This window comes from Halostagnicola larsenii XH-48 (assembly GCF_000517625.1).
Lineage (GTDB): Archaea > Halobacteriota > Halobacteria > Halobacteriales > Natrialbaceae > Halostagnicola > Halostagnicola larsenii.
In genome coordinates this window covers 535,213-551,337 of sequence record NZ_CP007056.1, presented here as the reverse complement: position 1 = coordinate 551,337, position 16,125 = coordinate 535,213, and the positions used below count along the sequence as shown (strand labels likewise).

The following is a 16,125-nucleotide window of genomic DNA, read 5'->3' as shown; positions in this document are numbered from 1 at the left end:
TGTCGTCGTTCGTAACCGTTGCTCTCGATTCGCCCGTTTCCGGGGAGGCAGTCCGTGGTTGACCCACGCGCGGAGTCATCGGTCGGTCACCCCTGTCGCGACCCGCGTCTCGCCCTCGTCGACGCTCGAGATGAACTCGACGTGGAGCGCGAACGCGATGCCGGCGAACAACAGCGCCACCGCGACGGTCAGCAGCGACGTGAGGACGAGCAGCGCCACCGTCACGACGCCGAGGGCCACCGCGCCGACGGCGTGGCGCGCCGTCCAGACGATGCCGTCTCTGAGCGCGGCGGTCATGGGCTTACCTTCAGCGAGGCCGAGCAGCGTCGGCATCGAGACGAGTGTGGCGTAGAGGCCGGCGTACCCACAACAGAGTGCAAGCAGGCCGGCGGTGACCGTCTCGCTCACGAGATACGCGAGCGCGTAGTTCGCCGCGATCGCGAACAGGACCAGCGGGACAAGTCCGAGCAGCGTCGCGTGGACGAACTGTCGACGGACGGTCTCGCGGACCGCCGTCCGATCGATTCCCTCGCGGTCGTCCTCTCTTAGCGACAGCACGGCGCGGTAGGCGCCGACGGTTGCGGCCCCGAGCGTGACGATCGGAAGCGCGGCGAGGAACCAGCCGATGCTAATCCACACGATCGACACGAGATTCGCCCAGACGAACCGCGCGGTCCGCTCGAGCGAGGCGTACATCGGATCGATGTCGGTCGTTCGGGTCATTTGGTCGTCCCCTGCATTTCGACGGCCTTGACGAGTTGTTTCTGCATGACGAGGAACACGATAAGCAGCGGCACCGAGGCGATGACCGCCGAAGTCATGATGACGCCCGGTTCGGTGGTACCCATGTTCTCCTGGAGGGTTACCAGCCCGATCGGCAGCGTGTACATCGTCTCGCTCTGGAGGATGAGAAGCGGCCAGACGAAGGCGTTCCACGTCCAGATGAAAATGAACAGCCCGAGCGCCGCGAGCGCCGACCGCATCAACGGCATGATGATGTGGGTAAATATCCGGAGCCGTGAGAACCCGTCCAGACGCGCCGCCTCCTCGAGTTCGTCGGGGATGTCTTTGAAGAACTGGACGAGCATGAACACGCCGAGCGGATTGGCGGCGCTCGGCAGGACGACACCCCACACGGAGTTCACCAGTCCGAGTTCGCTGACGATGATGTACACTGGGACGAGATTAACGATGCCAGGCACCATGAAACTGGCCACGATAACCGCGAAGATGACGCGTCGACCCGGCCACTCGAGGCGGGTCAGCGAGTAGGCGATCATCGCGTCGATCAGGAGGACGACGGCCGTCGTGATTCCCGCCAGTATGATGGTGTTGACCGTCCACATCCCGATCAACGAGTCGGTGAGGAGGTACTCGTACCAGTAGAGGGTGACGTCCCACGGGATCAGGTGCGGTACGTCGGAGTATACCAGCTCGCGGGTCATGAACGACGTCGCGAACATGTACCAGTACGGGAGCAAGAACAGCGCAGCCGTCCCGTACAGCCCGAGATACACTGCAATGGTCTTGAGCCGTCCGTCGGTACTCGTGAGGCGATCGCGTACCGTCGTTGTTTTCGTACTCATTCGTCATCACCCGTGAGGAAGTAGTAGTTCGTCGCTGAGACGGCGATCAGGATAAGGAACAGCACGTAGCCGACTGCAGCGGCGTAACCGAAGTCGCGGCCAACGAACGCTGTATCGTACAGATACAGGACGATAGTCGTCGTCGAGAACGACGGTCCACCGTCGGTCATGATGAACGGCTGTCCGAACACCTGAAACGAGTTGACGAACGTGACGATAATCACGAAGACGAGCGGATTCCACATCTGCGGGATCGTGACGTCGCGCATCATCCGCCACGAACTCGCGCCGTCGAGTTTCGCCGCCTCGTAGAGGCGTTCGGAGACGTTCTGTCGTGCGGCAAGCAGGATGATGAAGTTAAACGCCAGTTGCCACCAGATCGTGGCGATGGCGATCGCGGGCATCGCGAGGTCGTGTGATGTCAACCAGTTTCCGCCACCGAGGTAGTGGGGAACGAGTCCCGTGGAATTGAAGACCTCCGTCCACACCAGTCCAACGACGGCGACGGTCAGTACGTACGGACTGAAGAAGATCGTCCGCAACAGCCACTGGCCCTTCACATCGCGGTTGACTCCGAGCGCTAACAGCAACGACCCGACGACGATCGGCGGCACCGTGAGCGCGACGAAGTAGACGGTGTTTTTCAGCGCGTTCCAGAAATTGGGATCCGATAGCAGGACCTGGTAGTTCTCGAGACCGATGAACTCGGACTGGGCCGGATCGAGCGCGGCCCAGTCGTAGAAGCTCATGTACAGCGCGAGCAGTAGTGGTCCGAAGAGGAACGTCCCGGCGATCAGGAGATACGGGAGCGAAAACGTCGCTCCCGAAATCCACTCGCGTGTCGAGGACTTCGAGAAGTTGATGAGCTCTGATTCGTCCGCGTCTGTCTGTTCTGTTGCTTGTACCATGTTATTCCCTCTCGAACACTTGTTTGACGCCCTCTGTCGCAGTTTCGATGACCTCCTCCGGAGTCATGTTCCCGGCGCGCATGTCATCTAAGGGCTGATATATCTCTTCCATGTATCCCTGAACGTTTGGCGTCGCGGGCGGACGGATGAACTGGTCTTCGTCTACCATCTCGTAGAACGTCTCGAGCGTTTGATCCCAGGTATCCGATTCCCGGAGTTCGTCGCTTTCGATCGCCGTATCGCTGGCGGGAAGGTGACCGGCATCGGATCCCCATCTGTTGTTGAAATCCTGCGTGAGCAGGCGGATCGTTTCGATTGCGTTCTCGAGTCTGCTTTGCTCGCGTTGTTCGCTTTCAGGGATGATGAGCATGTGACTGTCGCCGAGCGTGACGGGGTCGTCCGCGTCCGGCATGACGAACGGTTTCGTCATGCCGAAGTCGAACCCGATCTCACGAACGACCGTAATGTGCCACGTCCCCTCGATTTTCATACCGACTTCGCCGCGGTTCCAGGCGTCCCAGCCGGCATTAGGATCGACGGGTGCCCACTCGCGTTCGTGGACCCAGTCGTGCATCTCCTGGACGACCGCCAGACCGTCGTCGGTGTCGAAGGCGGGTTCGTAGTCCTCGGTCAGGAGCTGACCGCCGCGACCGTGGAGCAGCATTCGCATGATCTCGGCGTGGAACTCGCCGTCGAAGTAGTCAAAGGCATAGTGGTCCGTATTCTCGACGATCGCGTTCGCGGCTTCCCGAAACCGTTCGGCTGTGTTCGGTGGATCTTCTGGATCCAACCCGGCTTCTTCGAAAATATCCTTGTTGTAATAGAGGCCGAACGGGTGCGAATCGAGCGGGACGGCGAGTTGCTCGCCGTCGACGACGCCGCCCTGTGCGACCTCGTCTAAGTACGGATCCGTTCCGATCTCGTCCGTGAGCGTGACGAGGTTGTCCTGATAGTCGCGCATCATCCGAGAGTGCATCACGGCGATGTCCGGCGGATTGCCGCCGACCATCGCCGTGTACAGGCGAGTGTAGTGTTCGTCCCACGGCGCTCGCTGTCGATTGATGGAGTACTCGTACTCGTCGTTTTCATTGATCTCGTTGACCATCGTCTCCATTACGGCCCCATCACCCCCGCTGAACAGTGTCCAGTAATCGATCCCCTCCTGTGACGCGCCCAGGTACCCTGTACAACCGGCGAGTCCGGCAAGGCCCGCTGTCCCCGCTGCCTGGAGTAGCCCTCGGCGACTCGTCAGACTCGAGTCGGTCCCATGGGTCAAGTGAGGTTTCTGTGATCGCCTCTTTTTGTCACCTCTTCTCATACATTAGTATTGATAAAACATGCGCATATATATTTTACGAACTATTGTATTTTGATAATTCGGGAGAAATATTAACAGACACTCCTGCAGACACGGCGAAACCAAGTACAACGCTGGTGAACGGAACCCGACCCAATTACACCAGTCGGTCGCGCGTCTCCACTCGTTTCTATATAACAATAACCTCGGTGTACGCTACCTCTTCTGTCAATCGCTTCCATTGTGTCGACGAATACCGTCGTCGCAACGGTGTCGGCGGGCGATAGGCCACCCTTTCCTCTTTGGAACGCTACAGGAGTTGTGCTTTCGAACGGTCGGTGAACGTCAGCCGTCGGTTTTTCAACGCTGCTCCGGTAGTCCCGTCGAAGAGGTGGACGACCCGCTCCGGAAACTCGACCGCAACTCGGTCGCCACTGGCGACGGCCGGCATTCCCTCCGTTGTCGCGACAAACTCCTCGTTCGACGTCGCGCTGTCGAATCCGAGGTGGACGATGTTTTCATTCCCCATCGGTTCGACGAGGGTGACCATTGCTTCGAACTCTGTCTCGTTCGTCGCTCGCTTCCCGATTCGAATGTCTTCAGGTCGGATCCCCAGGACGAGCGAAGCGCCATCCTGGTGGTCGAGGTCCAGGTCCGGAGAAAGCGGGTACTGAATATTTTCCGTCACGATCGAACAGTCCTCAAGACGGCCGTCGAAGCAGTTCATCGAGGGTTCTCCGATGAACCCGGCGACGAACAGGTTCTCCGGTTGGTGATAGCACTCGAGTGGGGTACCGATCTGTTGTAGTTCCCCCTTGTTCAACACCGCAATTCGATCGCCCATCGTCATCGCCTCGGTCTGGTCGTGGGTGACGTAGACGGTCGTCACGCCGAGCCGTTGCTGCAGGTGCTGGAGTTCGGTCCGCATGTCTGCGCGTAGCTTTGCGTCGAGGTTGGAAAGCGGTTCGTCCATCAGGAACACCTCGGGATCGCGAACGATCGCTCGGCCGAGTGCGACACGTTGTCGCTGACCGCCCGAAAGCTCGCCGGGTTTGCGATCGAGGAGATTGTCGATCCCCATCAACGCTGCCACTTCCTCGACCGTCTCAGTAATCTCCGCGCTCGAGAGATTCGTCGACTCTTCCAGGCCGAACGACATGTTTCCGTGGACGGACTTGTGAGGATAAAGCGCGTACGACTGGAAGACCATCGCGATGTCTCGCTCCTGAGTCGGCACGTCGTCAATCGCCTGTTCGTCGAGCCGAATGTGTCCGTCCGAAACGTCTTCGAGACCGGCGATCATCCGTAGCGTCGTCGACTTTCCACAGCCGGACGGACCGACGAGGACGAGAAATTCTCCACTCGCAACGTCGACTGAGACGTCATCAACGGCGATAACGCTCGTCTCGTCGCTTTGATACTCCTTGGTTACGTCGTCGAGTTCGAGGTGTGCCATCGATTATACCCTCCGTAGTTCGTGTTCGGTTTCGAGTCGTCGATTACACAGCGCTTCGCCGGTCATCCCGTCGAAGATGTGGACGGCATCAGGATCGGCGGTTACCACCACTGTCTCGCCGGCGTCCACGATGAAGGTACCATCCGTTACGACCTGCAGGACTTCATGGTCCGCAGACTCCGAAGCCGGTGCGAGGGTGATGACGTTCCGATCGCCGTGGGTTTCGATGACCCTCACGGTCATTCGGAATTCGTGTGGCCCACTGGTTGACCCGTCGTCCGCCCGTCGAATGTCGATCGCTTCGGGACGAATACCGACGACGACCTCACCGCCATCTGTCTCGTCGACTGCACTCGCTAGACGATCATCGAGCGGGTACTCTATGTGATCGCCGACGATCTTTCCGTTCGATCTGTGCCCGCTAACGAAGTTCATCGATGGTTCGCCGATGAATCCCGCAACGAACTGGTTTGCCGGTTCGTGATAGAGTGTCATTGGATCACCAACCTGCTGGAGTTGACCATCGTTTAACACGGCGATCCGATCGCCCATCGTCATCGCCTCGACCTGGTTGTGGGTGACGTACACCGTCGTCACGTCGAGGTCCGCCTGCAACCGCTGTAGCTCCGTCCGCATCTGGGTTCGGAGTTTGGCATCGAGGTTGGCGAGTGGCTCGTCCATCAAGAACACACTGGGTTCGCGGATAATCGCACGGCCAAGCGCAACTCGCTGTTGCTGACCACCGGAGAGATCGGCGGGCTTTCGCTCAAGGTACGCCTCGATGCCGAGGTCCTCGGCGACTTCGACTACCCGTTCGTCCATCTCGTCGGCGGTGTAGCCCGCTTCTTCCTCGAGTCCGAATCTGACGTTCTCGCGGACGGTCATGTGCGGGTAGAGGGCGTACGACTGGAATACCATCGCGATGTCTCGGTTCTGGGGAACGCGATAGTTCATGTGATCGCCATCGATGTAGATATTTCCCGCCGTCGGCGTCTCGAGACCGGCGATCATCCGTAGCGTCGTCGACTTCCCACAGCCGGACGGACCGACCAGGACGAGGAATTCTCCGTCCTCAATCTCGAGCGTCACGTCTTCGACAGCGATCTCTTCTCCGAACTGCTTCGTCAGTCGATCGAGTTGAATACGTTCCATCTATCATCCACTCTCCGTTTGCAGGCCTTTCGCGAACTGTTCGGCGAACGCAATATACAGGAGGATCGTCGGCAACGCCGCGACGAACGCCGCTGCCATTCGAATCCCGAAGTTGATGCCGGACGTTGAGACGCCGATCGACGGCAGGATCAGCGTGACCGTCGCCTCCGGCGAGTTCGCTCCCGTGATTAGCGTCAACGAGAACAGGAACTCGTTGTAGATCTGCGTGAACTGGTAAATGAACACGACGCCGAACATCGGCTTCGAGATGGGCAGGACGATCCGCCGGTAGATCTTCGTGATGCTCGCTCCGTCGACCTTGGCCGCTTCGACGTACGAATCCGGGAGGCTCGTGTAATACGACCGAAACAGGATCGTACAGATCGGGATCCCGTAGGCGACGTGGGTTATTATCAGCGGGACAAGTCTCGAGTGCCCCCCTTGGAAGTACGGCAGCGTCACGAATATCGGTTCCAGCATCCGTGCGAGCGGGAAAATATTGTTCCAGAAGTTCGAGAGCGGAACCACAACTGCCTGATACGGGACAAAAATACCGATCAGGAACAGGACGAGAACGATCATCTGGCCGCGCCATTTGACCATGGTGAGTCCGTACGCTGCCATGCTCGCCAGCAACACGTTGATGATCGTCGCCGGAATCGCCATAACCAGCGAATTAACGAACGCGTGTGAGAGATTGTTGACCGCGTACTGGAGGTTCTCGAGCGTGAAGCCGTCTCCGACCGGCGGCGCGAACGGCAGCGACCGCGCGAGCGATTCGTTCGTCTTCAATGCGGTCATGATCCCGGTCTCAAGCGGGACGAGGAAGAATCCCAGGAAGACGAGGACCAGTGTGTACTGACCGACACGCCTGAGGTTTACATCTTCCACGAGCGATGCGACGTCGAAATTCGTGTTCGGTCTCGATTGTGACATTGTTATAGGCTCCCCTGTCGGTGTTGGTAGGCGAGATACGGCGCGATGATACCGAGAGCGAGCAGGAGCAACATTGTCGCGATCGCCGCGCCATAGGCCCATCTACCGAATTGTAACGCTTCGCGGACCATCAGCGTCGCCATGATATCGGTCCCGGTCGGCGGACGGTACGATCCCAACAGCGCGTACAGGAAGTCAAACGCCTTGAGCGCGAACAGCATCAGGACGACCGCAGCGGCGACAGAGGATTCTTTCAACTGGGGAACGATTATCTTCAGATAGGTCCGAAACGGACTCGCGCCGTCGACTTTCGCCGCCTCGAACTGATCGTCCGGTAATGACTGGAGGCCGGCCAGATACACGACCATCGCGTACCCGCTGAACTGCCACACCAGCGCGAGGATGACCGCAGCCAGCGCGAATCTGGGATTCCCGAGCCAGTCGATCGAGTCGAAGCCGAACGTCGTGATTATGACGTTCACCACGCCCCGTGACGGATTGTACATCCACAGCCAGAGCTGAGCCGTCACCACGAACGAGAGCGCCATGGGCAGAAGGTATATCGTCTGAATCTTGTCCTTGTATCTGATCCCGTGGTCGAGCAGGATTGCCAGAAACAGACCGAGTGCGAGCGACATCGTCGTAAAAGCCACGATCAGTACGAAGTTGTGGATCACGGCTTCTCGAAACGCGCCGTCCGCCAACGCCGTCCGGTACATCTCGAGATCGAGATTCGAGAAGTTGGGCTCGCCGATTCCTTCGTAATCCGTTAACGAAATCAGGATGTTGTAGCCGATTCCCCCGTACACGGCGATCCCCATAAGGAGAAACGGGATCCCCCAATACGGCGACGATCGGACGAAGTCGCTGTTCAGGAAGTACCTGAGTTTCGTTCGCCAGTCTACCGTCTCTTCTGGAGGAGGCGATGTGGGATCTTCTTTGTCCCTCGTTGCTACCCGATTAGATGCTTCACTCATAGTTACTAAACATCACTTATAGTTCGTCTACTCCGAGACGGCGTCGAGCAATCCGTCGACCGCCGCTTCAGCGTTGTATGGGCCGGAGAATTCGTTGGCAATCACACCTTCACAGTCGTTTTTCGCCCGCGGACTGACCGCGAGACCGTGGGCGATCGTCGGTGGAAAGTCGGTTGACTCGAGGAGGTCCTCATAATTCAACGCAAGGAACTCGGACAGCTCTTCGGAATCGATATCGGTCCGAAGCGGAACGGAGCCTTTGGGTTCGTTGAACGCGATCTGCGCTTCTTTCGACCCGACGAACTGTTGCCAAGCGATCGTGTCGTCCGGAGTTGGATTGTCGCCGACCGCGATGAACGCGTCGACGTGGTAGAAGTAGACGCCGTCCGTCCCGGGGAAGGGTACCCAGTCCCACTCCTCACCGTAGTTGAATTCGTCGTCTTCCCGAAACATCCCGTACATCCAATTTCCACCGTGCATACACGCAGCGTCGCCCGAAATCAGGTACTGGGCCGCCTCCGTGTACCCGATCGAGGACGCGTCATCGGTGATGTAGTTCTCCCTGATCTCCTGGAGCGACTCGAGCGCCTCGAGCATCGCGTCCCGGTCGCCGTTACCATCGATGAAGTCCATGTACGCGTCGACGCCGCTCTGACTCGTGAGGATCTGGGCGAACGTCTGTAGACCGAGGAACCCGGCGTCCATCCCGTGTGCGAACGGCGTGTATTCCGTCTCCTCGTCGATCGTTTCCAGTGCATCTATGAGGTCCGGCACGCTGCCGAGTTCCTCGGCGTCGACGCCGGCTTCGTCGAACGCTGCCGTGTTATAAAACAGGTTGTTCATCCGGTGGGACCCGATAGGAACCGCGACCATCTGGTCGTTGTACGTACAGAGGTCGATGGCCCGTTCCTGCATGGTGTCTTTGAACCCTTCAGCGTCCCAGACGTCCGCTTCGATGTCCATCAGGCCGTTTTCGTAGTTTTCGAGGTTTGCACCCGGCCAGTTGGCGAACGAACTCATCGGATTCGAGTTCGTCAGCCGTCGTTGAACGACCGAGTTCACCTGCGCGTTACCCTCTCCCCCGGAGGCTTCGAAGTTCGTCTCGATGTCTCCGTGATTCTCTTCAAACGCTTCGATAAGCGCGTTGATCGCCGCTTCGCCGTCGCCGCCGGTCCACCCGTGGATCACTTCGAGTTCGTCGGATCCAGCACTGCCCATACAGCCTGCAAGAGCGAAGGCGGTGCCCGTGGCGATTGTTCCGAGATACGCTCGTCTACCCGTTCCCCTGACGAGATTGTCATGGCTACGCATACCATTGGGAACAAATCTATACATAATAAAAAAAGTATCGGTATAGTGAACGTCGGTATGTAGTTCCAATTGGCACTTCTCGCATTCATCTTGCGGCCCCTCTCGACCGCCAATTTGACTGGAGCTTCGATACTTGTTCAATGCACTGTGGGCCCGTCCCTTCAATCTCGCTTGCACTCGTTGTCCAGCAGGTCTATCACCGTGACCGAACTTAGCAGATCCTCCGCGATGACACCCGTCTTTCCACACGGTGTCCTTGACCATCGGGTCGCCGCGACACCGTTGACGAAGGGTTGAACTAAATCTTGAGTTATACGTTCACGGAAAAACACGTATACATTACTGGTAGTCGGGCTCTCACCAGCTATAGCCGCGTCCGAACTCAGAACGCACTATCTGCGAACCCACCGTCGACGGTGAGCACTTCGCCCGTGACGAACGACGACGCATCGCTCGAGAGGTAGATCGCCGCTCCGATCAACTCTTCGCGTTCGCCGACCCGTCCCAGTGGCGTGCGATCGTCGATTCGCTCGCGTTTTTCGGTTCCGTCGGCGTACGTGTCCGCGTTCTGTGGCGTGATGAAAAAGCCGGGAGCGATCGCGTTGACTCGAACCTCGGGCGCTAACTCTTTGGCTGAGGCTCGAGTGAAGGCTTCGACACCGCCTTTGGCAGCCGAGTACGCCGGGAGGTTCGCCATCGAAAGGCGCGCGGCGAGCGAGGAGATGTTGATGATCGAACCGCCGTCGTCCATCGCAGGCGCGAACACCTGCGTCACCCGCCGCACGCCGTCGAGTGCGACGTCCGTGACGAACTCCCACTCGTCGTCGTCGATTCCGACGACCGTCTCTCTCGAGATAGCTCCCTGCGAAGCGACGACGATATCGATGCCGCCGAACGTCTCTCGAGCGATGTCGCGGACGTTCTCGAGCGAGTCCCGGTCGGTCACGTCACACGTGACACGCGCGGTGTCCGCGCCGTGATCCTCGAGTAGGGAGGCGGTTTCGTCGACGGCGTCCTGGCTGCGACTCGTCGCGATGACGTCCGCACCGTCGGCCGCAAAGCCCACGGCGATTGCCTGTCCAAGCCCGCTCGTCCCACCGACGACGATCGCACGCTTGTCGGCGACCGAAACCGGCGCGTGTGAATAGTCCTGCATGCTCGAGAGACTCTCGTGTGATACCATGAACGTTTCCATCGCGTGACAGCACCCGAACGGAACGCCCCGCCGACCGCAATCGAGTCTGAAAAGTGACGGGATCCGAAGTATTTATATCACTCTCCGAAAATATCAAATTAGTGCATGACTGACGCACGTGTAACAGTACATACAGAGGCAACGATCGATCGCATCGCGCCCGAGGTTCACGGCCACTTCGCCGAACACCTGGGACGCTGTATCTATGGCGGTATCTGGCACAGCGACAGCTCCGACGAGGAGGGATTCCGCGAGGACACCCTCGAGTTACTCGCAGACCTCGAGCTTCCCGTCCTGCGGTGGCCGGGCGGCTGTTTTGCGGACGATTATCACTGGGAGGACGGCGTCGGGCCGCAGGAGGACCGCCCGCGTCGCCGAAATCTCTTCTGGGCGCAGGGGCCCGAGGAGACTCCCGAAGAATCGAACGCCTTCGGGACCGACGAGTTCCTCGAGTACTGCGAACGGATCGGCACGGAGCCGTATCTCGCGGCGAACGTCGGCTCCGGGGATCCACAGGAGGCGGCAAACTGGGTCGAGTACTGCAACTACGAGGGCGACACCGAACTGGCAGACCGCCGTCGCGAAAACGGCCGCGAAGACTCCTACGGCGTCAAATACTGGGGCCTTGGAAACGAAAACTGGGGCTGTGGCGGCCGAATGACGCCCGAGCAGTACGCTCGAGAGTATCGTCGATACGCGACCTACGTCGGTACCATGGACAACCTGCTAGTCGAGGAGGACCTCGAGCTCATCGCCTGCGGGTTCGAGGGCCACGAGTGGAACCGCCGCTTCATGGAGGAAGTCGCCGGCGCACCGTGGGGGACCGAGTTCCCGCTCGATCACCTGACGCTGCATCACTATTACGGACAGGGAATGACCGTCTCGGAGGCCGACGACGAGCAGTACGATCGGTTCCTCGCCGACGCCCTCGAGACCGAAGACCACATCGAACGGATCGCAGCGGCGATCAACGCCGTCGCGACGACCCGAGACATCGGCGTCATCATCGACGAGTGGGGATCCTGGCACCCCGAAGCGACAGCCGACAACGGGCTCGAGCAGCCCGGAACCGTTCTCGACGCGCTCTCGGCCGCGTCGGTGCTTGACATTTTCAACGATCACAGCGACGTCGTCACGATGACGAACATCGCACAGACCGTCAACGTCCTCCAGTGTCTCGTCGAAACCGACGAGGACGACGCCTGGGCGCGACCGACCTACCACGTCTTCGACCTCTACGCACCACACAAGGGCAACGAAGCCGTCCAGACCTCCGTGTCTACGCCGTCTCGAGAACTCGAGGACGATCGAGAACTGCCGCTCGTCGGCTCCTCGGCCTCGGTCGATGCGGACGAGGCGTACGTGACGCTCACGAACCTCGATTGCCACAGTTCACAGACGGTCGAACTTTCGCTTGAGGGCACCGAACCGGCCGAAGAAGACGTCTCCGGCGAAATCCTCTTTGCCGATCAGGAGCCCGACCTCGAGGTAACTGCGGATAACGCCGCCGAGTTCGGAGCCGAGCAACTCGCAGTTTCGGTCGACACCGACGGAACTCTCACGACGGAACTGCCGCCGTCGACGGTCGCCGCAGTTTCGATCGACCAGTAAAAGCGACGTGACCGTCCCATAGCACCGGTTCTTTCGCTCCGTTTGTTTTAACCGAGCAAATCGGCGAGACGCTGTGTCGTAGCGTTCTCGTCACGGACTGTGGCTCAGGAATAGTTGTGCTCGAGTTCGATCACGTTCGCTGCCGCCAGCACCGTCTCCGGGAGATCCTCGTAGAAGCGTTCGTCGCCGACGCGGTGGACGGGACAGGAGACGCTGATGGCCGCGACGCTTCGGTCGTCGTCGTCGGTGATCGGTGCGGCGATACAGCGCAGGCCGTTGAGTCGTTCCTCTCGATCGACCGCGTATCGTTTGTCGCGGATGTCCTCGAGTTCGTCGGCGAGTTCATCACGGTCCGTGATCGTCTGGGGAGTTTCTTCCGGAAGGCCGTGTTCGGACAGGATCCGGTCGACTTCCGACTCGGGCCGGAACCCGAGTATCGCTTTTCCGAGCCCCGTACAGTGCAATCGGACCCGTTTCCCTTCGTGGGTGTCGAGTTCGACCGCGTTATCGCCTTTTGCCTGGTAGAGGTAGATCCCTCTGCCGTTCTTTTCGACGAGGAGGTTGACGAGCTCGCCGGTTTCCTCTGCCAGTTTGTCGGCCTGTCCCTGTGCGGTGTCGTATATCGGTGTTCTGTTCCTGGCGTATGCACCGAGCCCGAGAAACGCCAGTCCGATATGGTATTCGTCGCCTTCCTTGTCGACGTACTCGCAGTTCGTCAACGTCGTGAGGTGATTGTGAACGCCGCTTTTACCGATGTCGACGCGCTCGGCGATTTCCGAAACGCCAGCGCCGTCGAGTTCCTGAATTACCTCGAGGATTTCGAACGTCCTTCCGACGGTGCGAACGGGATGGTTCGGTTCAGCCATACGGTCCCAATCAAACCGAAGCCCCATATAGATTGTTCTCTGATAACAAACTCCGTTCCTCACCGCACGAATCGACCCGCCCACGATAGAACGAGTTATCCTGCTTTGAGACTGGTCGCCTGCGGGGGTACTTGCAGCCAACACGTCGAGCCACAGCATAAACGAGCAGGGAGTGAGCTTCCGTACAGTTCTCGAGTCGTTTCGACTGGGACCCGCTCAGACCTCGACGACGGTATTGGTGAGCGTTCCGATTTCCTCGATACCGATCTCGATGACATCGCCTTCGTGTAACGTGAACCCTTCGTCTGGAACGAGCGACGTTCCGGTCAACAGAACGGACACGTCGGGAACAGCGTTGTGTTTGACGTAATACTCGGTCAGTTCTTCGACCGACCGAACCATCTTCGACGTGCTCGTCGATTCGTCGTACCGGAGCTCACCGTCTCGAGTGATCGTCATCCACATCTCGAGGTCGTGCGGGTCGCTGATGGAATCGGCCGACCGGATACACGGTCCGATCGAACAACATCGATCGTAGACCTTTGCTTGCGGCAGGTAAAGCGGGTTCTCCCCCTCGATCGATCGGCTACTCATGTCGTTTCCGATCGTATACCCGACGATCTCTCCGCCCGAGAGGACGATACCGAGTTCTGGTTCCGGCACGTCCCATTCGGAGTCCGCGCGGATACCGACCGCCTCGTCGGGACCGACGGTACGGTTCGGCGTCGCCTTGAAGAACACTTCCGGTCGGTCGCTCTCGTAGACGTCGATATACATATCCGGCATCGAACTCTCCGCCTGCCGCGCTTTCTCGCTAATCCGGTAGGTGACGCCGGCTGCCCAGACTTCGCCCGACGAAACCGGAGTTGTTGCAGCATGATCCTCCACTGGCTCGCTCGGGAGGACGACAGCGTCCTCGAGGAGTTGATCCGCGACCGCATCGATCGACTGGTTAGCGATATCCGCCGCAGCGAGGAGGTCTTCGAACGTTTGTAACCGCGGTTTTGCCGCCGTGAGATCGTACACTGAGTCAGCCGTCTCGAGCGCGAGGCGGGGGGCTCCGTCCTCGCATAGCTGGTAGTAGCGCATGTGAGTATCTCCAACTTTATTCGCATCCGTATTAGGTCTGGTGCTCGTCTCCGAACGCTGAATCGTGGATTACTCCCCTGAGTATTCGTAAATCGGTGCTGTCATAGGGGTCTTTCTGTGTCCGCTCGCGTGCCTGAATAAACTGAATCATCACGTGGCCGGACAGTAGGTCTCGTTTCGCGCGAGGCGGAGAATCCTGTCCGAATCATAAGATCCGTATACGAGCACACCGATAGGGTACTCGTGACCGCGAACTACCAAAACTACGTGGACGGCGCGTGGACCGACACAGAAGCAGCTGAGACCTTCGAAACGACCGATCCGTCCGCCCCGGACGAAGTCGTCGCGACGTATCAACAGTCGACCGTCGAGGATGCGAATACGGCGGTCGAAGCGGCGGCGGCCACCCAGTCCGAATGGGCGAACACCCCGGCACCCGAACGCGGCGCGATTCTTCGCGAAGCCGGTTCGATCCTGGCCGACCGGAAGGACCGCCTGACCGAACTACTCACCCGCGAAGAGGGCAAGACCCACGCCGAAGCCGGCGGCGAAGTTCAGCGAGCCATCGACATCTTCTATTACTACGCCGAGAAGACTCGAGACCTCGGCGGTTCGGTAAAGAGCGCGAGCGGGCCGCGGACGAACCTCTATACCGTCAGCGAACCCGTCGGCGTCACCGCGTTGATCACGCCGTGGAACTACCCCATCGCCATCCCGGCCTGGAAGCTCGCCCCCGCACTGGCGACCGGCAACGCCGTCGTGCTCAACCCCGCGTCGGTCGCACCGGGCGTCGCACTCGAGCTGTTCAAGGCGCTCGACGAGGCCGGCCTCCCCGACGGTGCGGCGAACGTCGTCACCGGCCCGGGCAGTACGGTCGGCGATGCGATCATCACCCATGACGACGTCGACGCGGTCTCCTTTACCGGCTCCGGCGAAGTCGGCCACATGGTCTACGACAAGGCCACCGACGACGGCAAGCGCGTCCAGACCGAACTCGGCGGCAAGAACCCGACGGTGGTTTCGGACAGCGCTGACGTCGAGGAAGCCGCCGAAATCGTCGCTTCGGGCGCGTTCGGCGTCACGGGCCAGGCCTGTACCGCCTGCTCTCGGGCAATCGTCCACACGGACGTTTACGACGAGTTCGTCGACGCCGTCGTCGCCGAAGCCGAGTCGATCGAGATCGGTCCCGGCGACGAGTACGACATGGGCCCGCAGGTGACCGAAAGCGAACTCGAGGGCACGCTCGACTACATCGATGTCGCGCAGAAAGAAGGGGCAACTCTCGAGACCGGCGGCGGCCAGCCAGAAGGCGAGCGCTTCGAGGACGGCTACTACGTCGAGCCGACCGTCTTTTCGGACGTCGAGAACGACTATCGGATCGCACAGGAGGAGGTCTTCGGTCCGGTCCTCGCCGTGATCGAAGTCGAGGACTACGAACAGGGCGTCGAAGCGGCCAACGACGTGCAGTACGGCCTTTCGGCGAGCATCGTCACCGACGATCACACGGAAGCCGAGCGGTTCGTCCGCGAGGTCGAGGCGGGCGTCGCCAAGATTAACGCGAAGACGACCGGCCTCGAGCTCCACGTTCCGTTCGGCGGATTCAAACAGTCCTCGAGCGAAACCTGGCGCGAACAGGGCGACGCTGGAATCGACTTCTACACGATCGAGAAGACGGTCTACGACACGTTCTAACGCATCTAACGCCGCTTTTTTCGCGTCCGATCGACGCTGCTCGACTGCG

General features: G+C 59.7%; 14 protein-coding genes. 2 read left to right on the top strand and 12 right to left on the bottom strand.

The annotated features are described in order from the left end of the window. Window positions 1-75 precede the first annotated feature (75 nt). The 10 genes from HALLA_RS16315 to HALLA_RS16270 form a co-directional block, all read right to left on the bottom strand. A complete protein-coding gene (locus HALLA_RS16315) occupies window positions 76-723 on the bottom strand; it encodes a DUF624 domain-containing protein (protein WP_157231416.1) in 648 nt (215 codons plus the stop codon). Continuing rightward, window positions 720-1,586, bottom strand: coding sequence for a carbohydrate ABC transporter permease (locus HALLA_RS16310; protein ID WP_049954537.1), 867 nt, complete (start codon window positions 1,584-1,586; stop codon window positions 720-722). Before HALLA_RS16310 ends, HALLA_RS16315 begins: the two co-directional genes overlap by 4 nt. Next, the gene (locus HALLA_RS16305) at window positions 1,583-2,494 is read right to left on the bottom strand and encodes a carbohydrate ABC transporter permease (RefSeq protein WP_049954536.1); all 912 of its coding nucleotides are present in this window, start codon (window positions 2,492-2,494) and stop codon (window positions 1,583-1,585) included. Before HALLA_RS16305 ends, HALLA_RS16310 begins: the two co-directional genes overlap by 4 nt. 1 nt (window position 2,495) lies before the next feature. Continuing rightward, a complete protein-coding gene (locus HALLA_RS16300) occupies window positions 2,496-3,812 on the bottom strand; it encodes an extracellular solute-binding protein (protein WP_049954535.1) in 1,317 nt (438 codons plus the stop codon). Between the two features lie 289 nt (window positions 3,813-4,101). Further along, a complete protein-coding gene (locus HALLA_RS16295) occupies window positions 4,102-5,247 on the bottom strand; it encodes an ABC transporter ATP-binding protein (RefSeq protein WP_049954534.1) in 1,146 nt (381 codons plus the stop codon). 3 nt (window positions 5,248-5,250) lie between these two features. Continuing rightward, window positions 5,251-6,399 carry an ABC transporter ATP-binding protein gene (locus HALLA_RS16290; RefSeq protein WP_049954533.1) on the bottom strand — a complete coding sequence of 383 codons (1,149 nt, stop codon included), beginning with the start codon at window positions 6,397-6,399 and terminating at the stop codon, window positions 5,251-5,253. A 3-nt stretch (window positions 6,400-6,402) separates the two neighbouring features. Next, window positions 6,403-7,335 carry a carbohydrate ABC transporter permease gene (locus tag HALLA_RS16285; protein ID WP_049954532.1) on the bottom strand — a complete coding sequence of 311 codons (933 nt, stop codon included), beginning with the start codon at window positions 7,333-7,335 and terminating at the stop codon, window positions 6,403-6,405. Window positions 7,336-7,337: 2 nt separating this feature from the next. After that, on the bottom strand, window positions 7,338-8,312 hold the full coding sequence (locus tag HALLA_RS16280) for a carbohydrate ABC transporter permease (protein ID WP_049954531.1): 975 nt from the start codon (window positions 8,310-8,312) through the stop codon (window positions 7,338-7,340). Between the two features lie 27 nt (window positions 8,313-8,339). Next, window positions 8,340-9,623 (bottom strand): ABC transporter substrate-binding protein, encoded by a 1,284-nt coding sequence (locus HALLA_RS16275; protein WP_049954530.1) that lies wholly within the window; start codon window positions 9,621-9,623, stop codon window positions 8,340-8,342. A 382-nt stretch (window positions 9,624-10,005) separates the two neighbouring features. Beyond that, the gene (locus HALLA_RS16270; protein WP_049954598.1) at window positions 10,006-10,779 is read right to left on the bottom strand and encodes an SDR family NAD(P)-dependent oxidoreductase; all 774 of its coding nucleotides are present in this window, start codon (window positions 10,777-10,779) and stop codon (window positions 10,006-10,008) included. Window positions 10,780-10,923: 144 nt separating this feature from the next. Here HALLA_RS16270 and HALLA_RS16265 point away from each other — a divergent pair, with 144 nt between their 5' ends. Continuing rightward, window positions 10,924-12,429 (top strand): alpha-N-arabinofuranosidase, encoded by a 1,506-nt coding sequence (locus HALLA_RS16265; protein ID WP_049954529.1) that lies wholly within the window; start codon window positions 10,924-10,926, stop codon window positions 12,427-12,429. Between the two features lie 104 nt (window positions 12,430-12,533). On the opposite strand, the gene HALLA_RS16260 is transcribed toward HALLA_RS16265, so the two are convergent. Further along, the gene (locus HALLA_RS16260) at window positions 12,534-13,295 is read right to left on the bottom strand and encodes an IclR family transcriptional regulator (protein ID WP_049954528.1); all 762 of its coding nucleotides are present in this window, start codon (window positions 13,293-13,295) and stop codon (window positions 12,534-12,536) included. 216 nt (window positions 13,296-13,511) lie between these two features. Beyond that, on the bottom strand, window positions 13,512-14,384 hold the full coding sequence (locus HALLA_RS16255; protein WP_049954527.1) for a fumarylacetoacetate hydrolase family protein: 873 nt from the start codon (window positions 14,382-14,384) through the stop codon (window positions 13,512-13,514). 243 nt (window positions 14,385-14,627) lie between these two features. On the opposite strand from HALLA_RS16255, the gene xacF reads away from it, so the two are divergent. Next, on the top strand, window positions 14,628-16,076 hold the full coding sequence (gene xacF / locus HALLA_RS16250) for a 2,5-dioxovalerate dehydrogenase (protein ID WP_049954526.1): 1,449 nt from the start codon (window positions 14,628-14,630) through the stop codon (window positions 16,074-16,076). Window positions 16,077-16,125 lie beyond the last annotated feature (49 nt).